This is a genomic window from Amycolatopsis sp. NBC_00348, from assembly GCF_036114655.1.
Lineage (GTDB): Bacteria > Actinomycetota > Actinomycetes > Mycobacteriales > Pseudonocardiaceae > Amycolatopsis.
Genome location: NZ_CP107994.1, coordinates 6,437,224 through 6,451,989 on the forward strand (window position 1 = coordinate 6,437,224; position 14,766 = coordinate 6,451,989).

Below are 14,766 nucleotides of genomic sequence, written 5' to 3' on the forward strand. Positions count from 1 at the left end.
CTCACTCCGGAACAGAGTGACTGCCGCCGACGACCGCTGTCAACCCGAGTTTTCAACGCCCGCCCAAGATTTCCGGCACGTTTCAGTCGACACGCGTGATTACAGGGTCAACTCGCGTGATTGGAGGGTCAACACGGCCCAACGCACCCCAGCCCGCCGTGTCGACCCCTCAATCACGCGTGCCGGCGTTCTGATCACAGGGCCGGGCCGTGGATGGCCCGGCGGAAGAGGGTTTCGATCTCCTCGCGGGTCGGGCGGGGGTCGGCCAGGGCGGCCTGCATGAGGAGGCCGCAGAACAGGCCGGCCAGGAGCCGGCCGGTGAGCGGGTCGGTGCGGATGCCGTACAGCTCGGTGAGGGCGTCGTCCCAGGCCGCGCTCGCCGCGCGGAGGCGGGGGCGGTGCAGGGCCGCGACGTACAGGTCGTACTCGACGACGGTGTCGCGGTACTGCTCGTTGATGTAGCCCATGACCAGGTCGGCCAGCGCCGCGGCGAAGTCGGCGTCCGGCGGCAGCGCCGCTTCCCACTCCTTCAGCGCGTGGACGTTCTTCTCGGCGGCCTCGTGCAGCGCCACCTCGAGCAGGTCGTCCAGGGTCGCGAAGTGGTAGGTCGTCGAGCCCAGCGGCACGCCCGCGGCGGCGGCGACCGCGCGGTGGGTGAGGCCGTCGATGCCCCGCTGGGCGACGACCTCGATCGCCGCCTTGGCGATCCGCGCGCGCCGGTCGGGGTCGTTGGGGCCGCGCCGCCGGCCGGCCGTGGACGCCGTGGTGGATTCGGTCTTCGACATCGGTGTCGAGCAGCCCCCTTCGTGCGTCTCCGGCGCGACGGACAGATCGTCGCACGCCGACCTGACGGACCCTACTTGTGGACATCTGTACACGTCTCGCGTACAAATGTACGCACTCAAGCGCGACCAGGCAGCCACTACCGAATCGGAAGGGGCCGCATGAAGGACCTGTACATCGACGGAGGTTGGACGGACGCCGCCGGCGGCACCGCCTCCGACGTGCTCAACCCCGCCACCGGCCAGGTGATCGAGAAGGTCGCCGAGGCCGGGCCCGCGGAGGTCGACGCCGCCGTCGAAGCCGCGCGGCGGGCCTTCGACGCCGGTCCGTGGCGCACGACCACCGCCACCGAGCGCGGTGAACTCCTCCGCCGCGTCGCCGGCCTGCTGGTCCGCGACCGCGAGGACCTGGCCCGCACCGAGAGCCTCGACACCGGCAAGACGCTGGGCGAGGGCGGGATCGACATCGACGACGTGACGAACGTCTTCCGCTACTACGCCGACCTCGCCGGCAAGGACGCCGGCCGGATGGTCGACGCCGGCAGCGCGACCGTCGTCAGCCGGATCGTGCACGAGCCCGTCGGCGTCTGCGCGCTGATCGCGCCGTGGAACTACCCGCTGCTGCAGATGTCCTGGAAGGTCGCCCCGGCGCTGGCCGCGGGCAACACGATGGTGCTCAAGCCGAGCGAGGTGACGCCGCTGACCACGATCAAGCTGGTCGCGCTGCTCGACGAGGCCGGCGTCCCGCCGGGCGTCGTCAACCTCCTGCTCGGCCCCGGTCCCGTCGGCGCCGCGATGGTCGAGCACCCGGCCGTGGACCTCGTCTCGTTCACCGGCGGCTACGCGACCGGCGAGAAGATCATGACGGCCGCCGCGAAGGGCGTCCGCCGGGTCGCCCTGGAGCTCGGCGGCAAGAACCCGAACGTGGTGTTCGACGACGCCGCGTACGACACCGCCCTCGACTACGCGCTGATGGCCGCGTTCGTCCATTCGGGACAGGTGTGCTCGGCGGGCGCGCGCTTGATCGTCCAGGATGGCATCCATGACCGGTTCGTGGCGGACCTCGCCGCGCGCGCCGACGCGATCCGGGTCGGCGACGGCCTCGATCCCGCCACCGAGACGGGCCCGCTCGTCTCGGCGCAGCACCGCGCCAAGGTCGAGGGCTACATCGAAAGCGCTCTCCGGGAAGGCGCGACACTGCGAGCCGGCGGCAAGCGACCCGAAGGCGCCCAGTACGAAAGCGGTTTCTTCCTGCGCCCGACGGTGTTCTCCGGCTGCACCAGGGACATGGCGGTGGTCCGGGAAGAGGTCTTCGGCCCGGTCGTCACCGTCGAACGCTTCCGAGAAGAGGCCGACGCGATCGCGCTGGCCAACGACACCGAGTACGGGCTCGCCGGAGCCGTGTGGACGTCGGACGCGTCCCGCGCCCAGCGGGTCGCCGGGGCCCTGCGCCACGGCACCGTGTGGATCAACGACTACCACCCCTACCTGCCGCAGGCGGAGTGGGGCGGGTTCGGCCGGTCCGGCATCGGCCGCGAGCTCGGACCGTCCGGGCTGGCGGAGTACCAGGAGAGCAAGCACGTCTACCAGAACATCGATCCCGTTCCGCAGCACTGGTTCAAGGGCTGATCACTCCCCCACCCCACCACGTGAGGACCGACGATGACCATCGATTCGCAGAAGGCGGGCGGGGGGCCTGCCCCGGACGACAGCTCCGAGCTCGAGAAGTTCGGCTACCGCCAGGAACTCGAGCGCTCGCTCGGCTCGTTCTCCAGCTTCGCCGCCGGGTTCAGCTACATCTCCATCCTGACCGGCGTGTTCCAGCTGTTCTTCTTCGGCTTCGGCTCGGGCGGACCGGCCTTCATCTGGACGTGGCCGCTGGTCTTCATCGGCCAGGCCGCCGTCGCCCTCTGCTTCGCCGAGCTGGCCGGGCAGTTCCCGCTCGCCGGCTCGGTGTACCAGTGGGCGAAGCAGATCGCGAAGCCCGCGACGTCCTGGCTGGCCGGCTGGATCATGATCATCGGCGCGATCGTCACGGCCGCGGCCGTCGCGGTGGCCTACCAGATCATCCTGCCGCAGGTGTCGACCGCGTTCCAGATCGTCGGCAGCGACGACGACGCCGGCCTGACGTCGACACCGGGTGGTGCGCAGAACGCCATCATCCTGGCGCTCATCCTGGTCGTGTTCGCCACGGTCGTGAACCTCATCGGCGTCAGGCTGATGGCGAAGATCAACAACTTCGGCGTCGCGGTGGAGCTCGGCGCGAGCGTGCTGCTCGTGATCGCGCTCGCCATCCACATCAAGCGCGGCCCGGGCATCGTCTTCGACACCCACGGCACCGGTGAGGGTCACACGTTCGGGTACCTCGGCGCCTTCCTGGTCGCGTCGCTCATGAGCGCGTACGTCTTCTACGGCTTCGACACCGCCGGTTCGCTGGCCGAGGAGACGACGCAGCCGCGGCGGCACGCACCCCGCGCGATCCTGCGGGCGATCACCGCCGCGTTCATCGTCGGCGGGCTGATGATGCTCGTGGGCATGATGGCCGTCGGCGACCTCAACGCCAAGGAGCTGAGCACGTCCGGCATGCCGTACCTGCTGAAGAGCACCCTCGGCGAGGGCCTCGGCGACGCCTTCCTGATCTGCTCGGCGATCGCGATCACGGTGTGCTGCCTGGCCGTGCAGACCGCGGCGATCCGGATGACGTGGGCGATGTCCCGCGACGGCCGGCTGCCGTTCAGCAAGGCGATGGCCAAGGTGTCGCCGCGCTCGAAGACGCCGGTCGTGCCCGCGCTGCTCACCGGCGGCCTCACGATCGTGGTGCTGCTGATCAACCTGGGCAACCAGCGGGCGTTCTTCATCCTGACCTCGACGGCGATCATCCTGTTCTACATCCCCTACCTGATGGTCACCGGCCCGATGCTGATCCGCCGCCTGCGCGGTGGCTGGCCGCGCCCGGGCCACGGGCCGTACTTCAAGCTCGGCCGCTGGGGCACGCTGGTGAACCTGGTCGCGGTCGTCTACGGCGCCGCGATGACGGTCAACCTGATCTGGCCGCGCGCCGAGGTCTACGGCGACGACCACTGGTACTTCCAGTGGGGCGCGGTGATCGTCACCGGGCTGATCGTCCTCGTCGGTGCGATCATGCTCTACATCCGGCGCGGTACCTGGGGTTCGTCGCACACGAGCCCCGAGCACATGCCCGACAATGCCCCGGACACGCTACCCGGCTGAGGAGGCCCCATGAGTTCCGATACCTACGACTTCGTCATCGTCGGCGGTGGCTCGGCGGGCTGCGCGCTGGCGAACCGGCTGTCGGCGAACCCGTCGAACAAGGTCCTCGTCCTGGAAGCCGGCCGGACCGACTACAAGTGGGACGTCTTCATCCACATGCCGGCCGCGCTGACGTTCCCGATCGGGTCGAAGTTCTACGACTGGGGCTACCGCAGCGAGCCCGAGCCGCACATGAACCGGCGCCGCATCTACCACGCCCGCGGCAAGGTGCTCGGCGGCTCGTCGAGCATCAACGGGATGATCTTCCAGCGCGGCAACCCGCTGGACTACGAGCGCTGGGCCGGCGACCCGGGCATGTCCACATGGGACTACGCGCACTGCCTGCCGTACTTCCAGCGCATGGAGAACTGCCTCGCCGACGCGCCGGACGGGCAGTGGCGCGGCCACGACGGGCCGCTCGAACTCGAACGCGGCCCGGCGACCAACCCGTTGTTCCAGGCCTTCTTCGACGCCGCCGAGGAAGCGGGTTACCCGCGCACCGACGACGTCAACGGCTACCGGCAGGAGGGCTTCGCGGCGTTCGACCGCAACGTCCGGAAAGGACGACGGCTCTCCGCGGCCGGCGCCTACCTGCACCCGGTCGAGCACCGGGCCAACCTCACGGTGAAGACGCACGCGTTCGTCTCGCAGATCCTCTTCGACGGCACCCGCGCGATCGGCGTCGAGTACAGCGAAGGCCGGGGCGTGCCGGCCGAGGTGTACGGCAAGGAGATCATCCTCTGCGGCGGCGCGATCAACAGCCCGCAGCTGCTGCAGCTCTCCGGCGTCGGCCACGCGGCCGACCTGGAGAAGCTCGGCATCGACGTCGTGAAGGACCTGCCGGGCGTCGGCGAGAACCTGCAGGATCACCTGGAGGTGTACATCCAGTACGCCTGCAAGGAACCGGTGTCGATGCAGCCGTCGCTGGCCAAGTGGAAGCGGCCCTACATCGGCGCGCAGTGGCTGTTCCTGCGGAACGGCCCGGCCGCGACGAACCACTTCGAGGGCGGCGGGTTCGTCCGGTCGAACGACGAGGTGAAGTACCCGAACCTGATGTTCCACTTCCTGCCGGTGGCGATCCGCTACGACGGGTCGGCGCCCACGGAAGGCCACGGCTACCAGGTGCACGTCGGCCCGATGTACGCCGACACCCGCGGCTCGGTGAAGCTCACCTCGACCGACCCGCGGCAGCACCCGGCGATCAAGTTCAACTACCTGTCGACCGAGAACGACCGCAAGGAGTGGATCGAAGCCGTGCGGGTGGCGCGGAAGATCCTCAACCAGTCCGCGATGGGCCGGTACAACGGCGGGGAGATCTCGCCGGGACCGTCGGTGGAGACCGACGACGAGATCCTGGACTGGGTCGCGAAGGACGCCGAGACGGCGCTGCACCCGTCGTGCACGGCCAAGATGGGCGTCGACGAAGGGGCCGTCGTCGACCCGCAGACGATGCGGGTGCACGGCACCGAGGGCCTGCGCGTGGTCGACGCGTCGGTCATGCCCTACATCCCCAACGGCAACATCTACGCGCCGGTGATGATGACCGCGGAGAAGGCCGCGGACCTGATCCTCGGCAACACCCCGCTGGCCCCGCTGAAGCAGCCGTTCTACCGCCACGGCGAGGCCGCGGCGCACTAGCGCCGGACGTCGACGCGCCCGTACCGCCATCCCCGGTACGGGCGCGTCGTGCTGCCCGGGTTCTCCGTTACCGGGTAACGGAAACTACCGGGGCGTACCCCCTTGACGACGCCCTCCGGCGAATTCACACTTGTTGCGGATCACAGTCGATGTTCCTCAATGCGCAACAGTTAGCGGAGGCGTCATGATTCGCGCATGCACCGTCGACGAGCTGCCCCCGGGTGAGTCCGTCCGGATCCCGGGGTCTCCCGCCATCGCGGTGTTCCACACCGAGGACGGCGAGCTGTACGCCATCGACGACACGTGCACCCACCAGGACGCCTCGCTGGCCGACGGCTGGCTCGAAGGCTGCTTCGTCGAGTGCCCGCTGCACGCGGCGCTGTTCGACCTGCGCACGGGTGTGCCGAGCTGCCTGCCGGCGAAGGTCCCGGTGCGGACGTACACCGTGCTGGTCGACGACGGCGTCATCCACGTCCAGGGCGTGGCCCGCGAGGACGCCGCGTGAAGCGCGTCGCGGTCGTCGGCGCTTCGCTGGCCGGGGTCCGCGCCGCGCAGGAGCTGCGCGCGCAGGGCTACGACGGCGGCGTGGTGCTGATCGGCGAGGAAGCGCACCTGCCGTACGACCGGCCGCCGCTGTCCAAGGGTTTCCTGGCCGGGACGACCTCCCGCGCCGCGCTGGAGCTGCTCGACGCCGGCGACCTCGCGTCGCTGGCCCTGGACTTCCGCCTCGGCGTCCGCGCAACGTCCCTGGACCCGGCCGCCCGCCGGGTGCACCTCTCGGACGGCAGCTCGGTGCACGCGGACGGCGTCGTCATCGCCACCGGCGGCCGCGCGCGCACGCTGCCGGGCTTCGAGCGCGCCCACACGCTGCGGACGATCGACGACGCGCTGGCACTGCGAGCCACACTGGTCCCCGGGGTGCGCGTGGCGATCGTCGGGGCGGGTTTCATCGGCGCCGAGGTGGCCTCGACGTGCCGTTCGCTGGGCCTCGACGTGGTCGTCTTGGAAGCTCTGAACGCGCCTTTGGCCCCGGTGCTGGGCCCGGAGCTGGCGGCGGTCTGCGCGCGGCTGCACGCCGACCACGGCACGGACCTGCGCTGCGGCGTCGCGGTCGCGAGCCTGTCCGAATCCGGCGTCCACCTGGCCGACGGTTCCCTGGTACCGGCGGACGTGGTCGTGGTGGGCGTCGGCATGACCCCGGCCACGGACTGGCTGGCGGGCTCCGGCCTGACGACCGGCAACGGCGTCCACACGGACGCGGGCCTGGTGACGGACCTGCCGCAGGTGGTGGCGATCGGCGACGTCGCCCGCTACCACGCCGACGGCGTCGGACGGCGCCACGAGCACTGGACGAACGCGTCCGAGCAGGCCCCGGTCGCGGTGGGCAACCTCCTGGCCGGACGGACCGAACGCACGTACACGCCGAGCGGGTACGTCTGGTCGGACCAATACGCGGGCACGCTGCAGCTGGCCGGGCACCCACGCCCGGACGACGCGCTCACCTTCGTCGAGGGCGGCCCGGCGGACGAGTCGTTCGTGGCGACCTACCAGCGTGACGGCGTGACGGTCGGGGTGTTCGCGCTGAACAATCCGAAGCTGTTCAACCGCTTGAGGCGTCAGGCGTTGCGCCGCCCGGCCGCGGTCTGACCAAACCGCTCTCGAGCGCGACGCGCACCAGTCCCGCACGGCGCCGCTCACCGGTCTTGTCGCGGACGCGGTCGAGGTAGCTCCGCACCGTGCGGACCGAGACCGCGAGCCGCTCGGCGATCTGCACGTCCGTGTACCCCTCCGCCACCAGCTGGAGGACCCGACGCTCACGCGGCTTCAATTCCTGTTCGCCGGCTTCGCGCGGCTCGGCGACTTCGGGCGGCGCGGCGGACCCGGCGGGCACGTGGACCTCCCCGCGCGCCACGGCCCGGATCGCGCGGTCGATCCCGTCGGCTTCGACGTCCTTGCTCAGCACGCCGTGCGCCCCCGAGCGCAACGCGGCCAACGTCAGCTCCCCGGTCGCGCCGGCGCTGATGATCAGCACCCGGATGGCCGGATCCGCCGACCGGATCCGCGCCGTCGCGTCGATGCCCAGCAGCCCGGGCAGGAAGTGGTCCATCAGGATCACCTCGGGCCGGGTCTCCAGGGCGAGTGACACCGCGTCTTCCCCGTTCGCGGCCGTGCCCACGACCACGTGCCCGAACGCGTCCATGGCCTGTACCAACGCGTGCCGGTAGAGCGGATGGTCTTCGACGACCAGCACCCGCACCGAAGGTCCCGCCGCGGCGCCGGACTCGGCGGGCGGCTCGGCGACCGGCGCCGCGTCCGGCTGTCGCGCGGCGACCCAGAGCGCACGGAACCGTCCGATGTCCCCGCCGAGCGCGGCCACTACGGCTTCCAGCGCCGGCCAGGTCGGCAGGGCCGGATTCGTCAGCACGCGGTGCGCGGTGTCCCGGCTGACGCCGCCGCGCTGCGCGATCGTCCGCACGCCCGGCGCTCCGGCGCGCAGGTACACCTCGTGGAGTGCGTCGACGAGCCGCCGGTGCGGCCCTTCGGGGACGTCCGGCCTGCCGATGACGGCCACGGGTCACCTCCTCGCCTGCGTCGGACCGAAACCGTCCGAATTTGTCAGAAGGTATGGTAATTATTACGGCCGATCGGCGATGATGGCAAGACCCGCCGTCCGGAGGTGATGAGTTTGGACCCCGCCGCCGTGGCCGCGATCGCCGGTGGTTCCGGCCTGCCCGTGCTGATCTACGGCGTCGCGCGGATCGCCGACCGGGTGGTCTTCCTGATCGGCCTGCGCATGCTGCTGCGCCGGGCGAAACCGCGGGCGAGCGACGCGGTCCTGTCCGACTACATCACCCACCACGCCCCGCGCGGACACCGCCGGAACACCGCGCCGCCTTAGCGGGACAGTTCGTCCAGATCGGACTCCAGCCGGGCTCGCCAGGTCCAGCGGCGCTCGGTCGTGTCGGCGCCGTCGGTCGACGGCGGGCCCAGCGGCAGGGCCGGGTCCTTGATCCCGAACGTCACCCGGTACGCGAGCACCGAAGCCGCCGTGCGGATCCAGGCGTCACCCGAAGTTCCCGACGGCGGGGCGACGCCGAGAGCGTGGCTGAACCACATCGGGAGCAGGGCGTTGGAGCCGAGCGCGTCGGTGATCCGGGTCCGCAGGCGGACCTGCAGGTCCTGCCACGCGCGTTCGGCCCGTTCCAGCTGCGGGACCACGCGCGCGTCGACCGCGTCGGCCTCCCGCAACGCGAGCCGGGCCTGCTCCGCGGCGTCGAAGGCCGCGGGGATCTCCTCGTCCAGCAGCGTGCGGCGCCGGGTGCTCAACGCGCGCAGCGACGACTCGGCGTCCCCGCGAGCGCGGGACCCGCGGTCCGTCGTGGCGAGGCGGCGGATGACGTCCAGCAAGTCGGCGTCGCAGCGCGCACCCGCTTCGCGCACGTCCCCCAGCCGCGCGATCTCCTGCTCGTGGCGGGCGCGCTGCTCCTTCGTCACCAGTTCCTTGTGCAGGTCGTCCCAGCGCGCGGCCTGCGCCGCCAGCGCGCGCGTCTCCGCGCCGACGTCGTCGAGGTTCGCCTGCGGCACGCCGTCGGACACGCGCACCGCGCGCTCCAGCGCCTGCACCTGCTGCTGCAGCCGTTCGAGCTGCCGGCCGAGCTGGTCGATCCGGTGCTCCTGGGGCGCTCCGGGACCGACGCGGTCGGCCAGGTCCGCGAACTCCTGGCGCAGCCCGGCGTCGCGGGCGTCGACGTCCCGGACGGCGGTGCGCAGCCCGTCGACGGCCGCGAACAGCTCGTCGAGGTCGCGGCGCGTGTCGTCGGCCGGCTCGGCGTAGTCGGCGTACTCCGCCTCGAAGTCGGGGTCGTCGCCGTAGGTGGCGTAGCCGCGCGTCACGGGATCCGGCTTTCCCGGACCAGGCCCGCGATCGCGCCCGCCGTCCCGAGCGCCGCCAGGATCGTGCTCACGACGTTCGCCGTGCTCGACGGCCACGGCAGCAACGCCACCACCAGGAACACCGCGGCCAGCGTGCCCGCCCAGGCCGCCCGCGTCCGCTCGCGCAGCACCGCCGGCACCTCCCGGACGGGCGCGAACCCGACCCACATCCCGGCCGCGAACAGCGGGACCAGCAACGGCAGCCACCCGGGCGACAGCACGCCGAACAGCACGAGCGCGGCCGAGACCAGCCCGGCGAGCACCGGGCCGGCCGCGAAGAACACGACCGCGCGCTGCGTCGCCGCGTGGCGGGCGCCGAGTTCCGCCGCCACCAGCCGGTGGACGGCCTCGTCGTGGTCCGCCTCGGCGTCCAGCAGCCGGACGGCCGCCGCCACGAGCCGGTCCATCGGCTCGGCGTCCTCGGCACCGGGCTCCGGCGCCGTGTCGAGCCGGCCCGCCAGGTCCTGCTTGAGCCGGCCCACGCGCGCCGCCGCCTGGTCCCGGTCGTGCTGGGCTGGAGTCGTCACGCGAACACTTTAAGTGCCACCACCGTCACATCCGGCCAATGCGGCCGGTGAGTCTCACAGGTCGCCCAGGGCCGTGACCGGCGACTCGACGCAGTCCGCGACGAACCGCAGGAACCCGCCCGCCGTGCCGCCGTCGCAGACGCGGTGGTCGAACGCCAGCGTCAGCTCGCAGACCTTCCGCACGGCCAGCTCGCCGCCGACCACCCACGGCCGGTCGATGATCCGGCCGATGCCGAGGATCGCGGCCTCGGGGTGGTTGATGATCGCCGCCGAGCCGTCGACGCCGAAAACGCCGTAGTTGTTGACCGTGAACGTGCCGCCGGTCAGGTCGGCCGGCGCGAGCTTGCCGTCGCGCGCGGTGCGGGCGCGGTCGCCGATCGCCGCCGACAGGTCCCGCGTCGACAGCTCACCGGCGTCGCGCACGACCGGCACCATGAGCCCGCGCCCGGTCTGCGCGGCGAACCCGAGGTGGATGCCGCGCAGCAGCACGATCTCGTCGCCCTCGACGCGCGAGTTCAGCTCCGGGTACTTCTTCAGGCCCGCCACGGCGAACCGCGCGATCAGCCCGAGCAGGCTGACGGGACGGTCCGTCTTGGCGTTCAGGGCCACCCGCGCGGCGACCAGCTCGGTCGCGTCGACGTCCACCCAGACCGTGGCCTCGGGGATCTCGCGCCGCGACGCCGTGAGCTTGTCGGCGACGACCTTGCGGACGCCGGTGAGCGGGATCCGGCGCTCGCCATCGGTCTGCTTCGGCTCGGCCAGCAGCGCTTCGACGTCGGCGCGGCGGATGATCCCGTCCGGCCCGGTGGCGGTGACTTTCGCGAGGTCGATCCCGTTGTCCGCGGCCATCTTCCGGACGAACGGCGAGATCACGCCGGGCGCCTTGGCTTTCACGACGGCCTTCACGACGGGCGCTTCCACACGTCGGGCGCGCTTGCGGCGGGTCGTCGGCGCGGTGCCGTAGCCGATGAGGACGTTGCCGCTGCCCGATGACGTGGTCGACACTGTGACGCCGGGCTCGGCGAAGCCGCCGACGCTCAGCAGCGGCGCGCCGACCGGCAGCAGCTGGCCGGGTTCGCCGTGCAGCGCGGACACCACGCCGGCGAACGGCACGGGCACCTCGACCGCCGCCTTCGCCGTCTCGACCTCGACGACGATCTGGTCGATCTTGACCGTGTCCCCGATCTTGACGTGCCAGTTCAGGATCGCCGCCTCGGTCAGCCCCTCGCCGAGGTCCGGCAGCAGGAAGTCAGGCACCGGCCACCACCGGCGTGTCGGCCCACTGCAGCCGGGCGATCGTGTCGAGGATCCGGTCGACGTCCGGCAGCTGGTGACGCTCCAGCTTCGGCGCCGGGAACGGGATGTCGAGGCCGGTCACGCGCAGCACCGGCGCGTGCAGCTGGTGGAAGCACTGCTCCGTGACGCGAGCGACGACCTCGGCGCCGTAACCGCCGAAGCCCGCGGCTTCGTGCACCACGACGGCGCGGCCGGTGCGGCGCACCGAAGCCGTCACGGTCTCGTCGTCGAACGGGCTCAGCGACCGCAGGTCGACGACCTCGACGTCCCAGCCCTCGTCCTTCGCGGCTTCGGCGGTCTCCAGCGCGGTGGCGACCATCGGGCCGTACGCGATGAGCGTGACGTCCTTACCGCTCCGGCGGACCACGGCCTTGTCCATGCCGGGACCGCTGCGCGTGAAGCTCACCTCTTCGCTCGACCAGTAGCGGCACTTCGGCTCGAGGAAGACGACCGGGTCCGGCGAGTCGATGGCGTCGCGGAGCAGGTCGTAGGCGTCCTGCGCGGTGCCCGGCGTGACGACGCGCAGGCCCGGCGTGTGCGTGTAGTAGGCCTCGCTGGAGTCGCAGTGGTGCTCGACGCCGCCGATCCCGCCGGCGTAGGGGATGCGGATGACCATCGGCAGCGAGAGCGCGCCGCGGGTGCGGTTGCGCAGCTTCGCGACGTGCGAGGTGATCTGCTCGAACGCGGGGTAGGCGAAGGCGTCGAACTGCATCTCGACGACCGGGCGGAAGCCGCCCATGGCCATCCCGACGGCGAAGCCGACGATGCCGGCCTCGGCGAGCGGGGTGTCGAAGCAGCGCTCCTCGCCGAAGTCGGCGGTGATGCCGTCGGTGACCCGGAAGACGCCGCCGAGCGCGCCGACGTCCTCGCCGAACACGACCACGTTGTCGTCGTCCTTGAGCGCGTCCCGCAGGGCGGCGTTGAGCGCCTGCGCCATCGTGGTCGTCATCAGGCCTCCAGCTCGGCTTTGAGGGCAGCCCGCTGCATCTCGAGGTGGCGGGTCGGCTCGGCGTAGACGTGGTCGAACAGCGACAGCGGGTCCAGCTCGGGCTCGGCGTTGAGCGTGTCTCGGACGGTCTGGGCGAAGTCCTCGGCGTCCGTGCGGATCTGCTCGATCTCGTTGTCCTGCAGGGCGTTCCGCGCCTTGAGGTAGGTCTCGAGCCTGGTGACCGGGTCGGCTTCGCGCCACTTCGCGACTTCGGCGGCGTCGCGGTAGCGGGTGGCGTCGTCGGCGTTGGTGTGGGCGTCGATGCGGTAGGTGTGGGCCTCGACGAGGACCGGGCCGCGGCCTTCGCGGGCGTGCCGGACGGCGTCGTCGAGGACGCTCAGCACCGCGACGGCGTCGTTGCCGTCGACCTGCTCCGAGCGCATGCCGTAGCCGATCCCCTTGTACGCCAGCGCGGGCGCGGCGCTCTGCTTCTCGAACGGCACGGAGATCGCGTAGCGGTTGTTCTGCACGAAGAACACCACGGGCGCCTTGAAGACGGCGGCGAAGTTGAGCGCCTCGTGGAAGTCGCCTTCACTGGTGGCGCCGTCGCCGATGAGCGCGAGCGCGACGCCGTCCTCACCGCGTCGCCGCATCGCGTGCGCGAGGCCGGTGGCGTGCAGGGTCTGCGTCGCGAGCGGAGTGCACTGGGGCGCGACGCGCGTCTCGGCGGGGTTGTAGCCGCAGTGCGCGTCGCCGCGAAGCAGCGTCAGTACTTCGTCGGGCTTCAGGCCGCGCGCGATGAGGGCGACGGAGTCGCGGTAGGTCGGGAAGAGCCAGTCCTGCTTGCTCAGGGTGAGCGCGGCGGCGACCTGGCAGGCCTCCTGGCCGGCGCTGGAGGGGTAGACGGCGAGGCGGCCCTGCTTGGTGAGCGCGGTCGCCTGGACGTCGAACCGGCGGCCCAGGACCATCAGCCGGTAGGCCTCCTTGAGCCGCGCTTCGGCCGGCTCCCCGTAGGGGCCGTGCTGATCGACGCGCGTCCCGTCCTCGGCGACGAACCGCACCGGCGACGCGGACGGCAGCAGGGTTTCCGTCGCCATGACGCACACCACCTCTCGCAGACATATGATGCTCAGATGGTGGTTCTCGGCGGTGTTGTGTACAAGGGTTGCGCGAAATGAGCGACAAACAGTCTTTTCTGGGCGCCTACGGTGACCAAACGTCTTTTCCGGATCCGGCGCAGGGCGCTCACCCGGGACGGACGGTCGCGCCGCTGGACGACATCGACCGCGCGATGCTGGCGGAGCTGTCGGCCGACGGCCGCCTGGCGGTCCGGGCGCTGGCGGAACGCCTGCACATCTCGCGCACGAACGCGTACGCGCGGCTGGAGCGCCTCATGGCGGAGGGCGTCATCACGGGCTTCGGCGCCCGCATCGACCCGCGCCGCGCGGGCCTGGGCACGTCGGCGTACATCATGGTGACGGTGGAGCAGACGTCCTGGCGCACGATGGCCACGGACCTCCACGAGATCCCGTACGTCGACCACGTCACCCTGGTAGGCGGCGACTTCGACATCCTGCTGCTGGTCCGAACCCCGGACAACACGACGTTGCGCGACGTGGTCCTGGAGCGTCTCCAGGCCCTGGACGGCGTCCGCTCGACAAGGACGTGGCTGATCTTCGAGGAACTCCCCGGCTCAGTCCTGGCCTGACCCCGTGTCGTCCCCCCAATCACGCGTGTCGTCTCCCCAATCACGCGAGTCACGCGCCCAATCACGCGAGATCCGCCTCCAGTCACACGAGATCCGGATCCAGACACGCGATCCGGGGCGCACTCCGCGTACCCGGAGGGTCGGCTCGCGCACCCGGACAGTCGGCTCGCGTACCTGGAGGGTCGGTTACGTGAAGTCCCACTCCAGGACCACCTGGCGGCCCGTCCCCGCTCCACCGGCGCGGCGGTACGTCGCCTGGGCCGCGGCGTTGTCCTCCTCCGTCACCACCCACATGTCGTAACACCCCCGCGAACGGGCCAGTGCGGCCAGCTCCGTCACCAAGGCCGAGCCGAGGCTGCGACCCTGGAACGACGGGGAGACGCCCAGCTCGTACAGGAACATCTCCGTCCCCTTGTCCGGGTGCGTCATCTCGACGCCGGTCACCATGCCCGCCGGGACGTCGTCGACGTACGCGATCAGCAGGTGGTGACCCTCCGACGCGAGGAATCGCTCAAGGGCCGCCGAAACCGGCGGGTCGTCGAAGAGGTCGGCGGCGGCCAGCGCCGGTGCGGACGTCGTGATGCGGCGGATGTCCATCCGGCCATCCTGGCAAACAGCTGAGCCTCCGCGGGCAGAACGGCTGCCCCCGCGCACCCTTGACCCGGCCCGACCTGCGCGGTAATG

Annotated in this window: 15 protein-coding genes; 7 read left to right on the top strand and 8 right to left on the bottom strand. The window is 71.4% G+C overall.

Features of this window, described 5'->3' with window-relative positions; genetic code table 11:
- Nucleotides 1–194: 194 nt before the first annotated feature.
- Nucleotides 195–785 carry a TetR/AcrR family transcriptional regulator gene (locus tag OHS58_RS27790; RefSeq protein WP_326943952.1) on the bottom strand — a complete coding sequence of 197 codons (591 nt, stop codon included), beginning with the start codon at nucleotides 783–785 and terminating at the stop codon, nucleotides 195–197.
- Nucleotides 786–944: 159 nt separating this feature from the next.
- Between OHS58_RS27790 and OHS58_RS27795 the strand changes: the two genes are divergently transcribed.
- From OHS58_RS27795 to OHS58_RS27815, 5 genes are all read left to right on the top strand, one after another.
- A complete protein-coding gene (locus OHS58_RS27795; RefSeq protein ID WP_326958500.1) occupies nucleotides 945–2,411 on the top strand; it encodes an aldehyde dehydrogenase family protein in 1,467 nt (488 codons plus the stop codon).
- Nucleotides 2,412–2,444: 33 nt separating this feature from the next.
- Complete coding sequence (locus tag OHS58_RS27800; RefSeq protein WP_326943954.1) at nucleotides 2,445–4,013, top strand: amino acid permease; 1,569 nt, start codon at nucleotides 2,445–2,447, stop codon at nucleotides 4,011–4,013.
- A gap of 9 nt (nucleotides 4,014–4,022) precedes the next feature.
- A complete protein-coding gene (gene betA / locus OHS58_RS27805) occupies nucleotides 4,023–5,690 on the top strand; it encodes a choline dehydrogenase (RefSeq protein ID WP_328644521.1) in 1,668 nt (555 codons plus the stop codon).
- A 184-nt stretch (nucleotides 5,691–5,874) separates the two neighbouring features.
- A complete protein-coding gene (locus tag OHS58_RS27810) occupies nucleotides 5,875–6,195 on the top strand; it encodes a bifunctional 3-phenylpropionate/cinnamic acid dioxygenase ferredoxin subunit (protein ID WP_328644522.1) in 321 nt (106 codons plus the stop codon).
- Nucleotides 6,192–7,337, top strand: coding sequence for an NAD(P)/FAD-dependent oxidoreductase (locus OHS58_RS27815; protein ID WP_328644523.1), 1,146 nt, complete (start codon nucleotides 6,192–6,194; stop codon nucleotides 7,335–7,337). The genes OHS58_RS27810 and OHS58_RS27815 overlap by 4 nt, the downstream gene beginning before the upstream one ends.
- Here the strand turns inward: OHS58_RS27815 and OHS58_RS27820 are convergent.
- Nucleotides 7,291–8,262 carry a response regulator transcription factor gene (locus OHS58_RS27820; protein ID WP_328644524.1) on the bottom strand — a complete coding sequence of 324 codons (972 nt, stop codon included), beginning with the start codon at nucleotides 8,260–8,262 and terminating at the stop codon, nucleotides 7,291–7,293. The two genes, OHS58_RS27815 and OHS58_RS27820, sit on opposite strands and share 47 nt — an antisense overlap.
- A 108-nt stretch (nucleotides 8,263–8,370) precedes the next feature.
- Between OHS58_RS27820 and OHS58_RS27825 the strand changes: the two genes are divergently transcribed.
- Nucleotides 8,371–8,589 carry a hypothetical protein gene (locus OHS58_RS27825; RefSeq protein ID WP_326943959.1) on the top strand — a complete coding sequence of 73 codons (219 nt, stop codon included), beginning with the start codon at nucleotides 8,371–8,373 and terminating at the stop codon, nucleotides 8,587–8,589.
- Here OHS58_RS27825 and OHS58_RS27830 read toward each other — a convergent pair.
- The 5 genes from OHS58_RS27830 to pdhA are packed head-to-tail and all read right to left on the bottom strand — an operon-like array spanning nucleotide 8,586 to nucleotide 13,471.
- On the bottom strand, nucleotides 8,586–9,584 hold the full coding sequence (locus OHS58_RS27830) for a hypothetical protein (RefSeq protein WP_328644525.1): 999 nt from the start codon (nucleotides 9,582–9,584) through the stop codon (nucleotides 8,586–8,588). The genes OHS58_RS27825 and OHS58_RS27830 overlap by 4 nt on opposite strands.
- Nucleotides 9,581–10,150: a hypothetical protein gene (locus tag OHS58_RS27835; RefSeq protein ID WP_328644526.1), complete on the bottom strand. Its 570-nt coding sequence runs from the start codon at nucleotides 10,148–10,150 to the stop codon at nucleotides 9,581–9,583. Before OHS58_RS27835 ends, OHS58_RS27830 begins: the two co-directional genes overlap by 4 nt.
- A gap of 54 nt (nucleotides 10,151–10,204) precedes the next feature.
- Nucleotides 10,205–11,407 carry a dihydrolipoamide acetyltransferase family protein gene (locus OHS58_RS27840; RefSeq protein WP_328644527.1) on the bottom strand — a complete coding sequence of 401 codons (1,203 nt, stop codon included), beginning with the start codon at nucleotides 11,405–11,407 and terminating at the stop codon, nucleotides 10,205–10,207.
- A complete protein-coding gene (locus OHS58_RS27845) occupies nucleotides 11,400–12,395 on the bottom strand; it encodes an alpha-ketoacid dehydrogenase subunit beta (protein ID WP_328644528.1) in 996 nt (331 codons plus the stop codon). The genes OHS58_RS27840 and OHS58_RS27845 overlap by 8 nt, the downstream gene beginning before the upstream one ends.
- Nucleotides 12,395–13,471: a pyruvate dehydrogenase (acetyl-transferring) E1 component subunit alpha gene (gene pdhA / locus OHS58_RS27850; RefSeq protein WP_328644529.1), complete on the bottom strand. Its 1,077-nt coding sequence runs from the start codon at nucleotides 13,469–13,471 to the stop codon at nucleotides 12,395–12,397. The genes OHS58_RS27845 and pdhA overlap by 1 nt, the downstream gene beginning before the upstream one ends.
- 77 nt (nucleotides 13,472–13,548) lie before the next feature.
- On the opposite strand from pdhA, the gene OHS58_RS27855 reads away from it, so the two are divergent.
- On the top strand, nucleotides 13,549–14,082 hold the full coding sequence (locus OHS58_RS27855; protein ID WP_326943965.1) for an Lrp/AsnC family transcriptional regulator: 534 nt from the start codon (nucleotides 13,549–13,551) through the stop codon (nucleotides 14,080–14,082).
- Nucleotides 14,083–14,268: 186 nt separating this feature from the next.
- On the opposite strand, the gene OHS58_RS27860 is transcribed toward OHS58_RS27855, so the two are convergent.
- Nucleotides 14,269–14,679 carry a GNAT family N-acetyltransferase gene (locus OHS58_RS27860; protein WP_328644530.1) on the bottom strand — a complete coding sequence of 137 codons (411 nt, stop codon included), beginning with the start codon at nucleotides 14,677–14,679 and terminating at the stop codon, nucleotides 14,269–14,271.
- Between the last annotated feature and the right edge of the window lie 87 nt (nucleotides 14,680–14,766).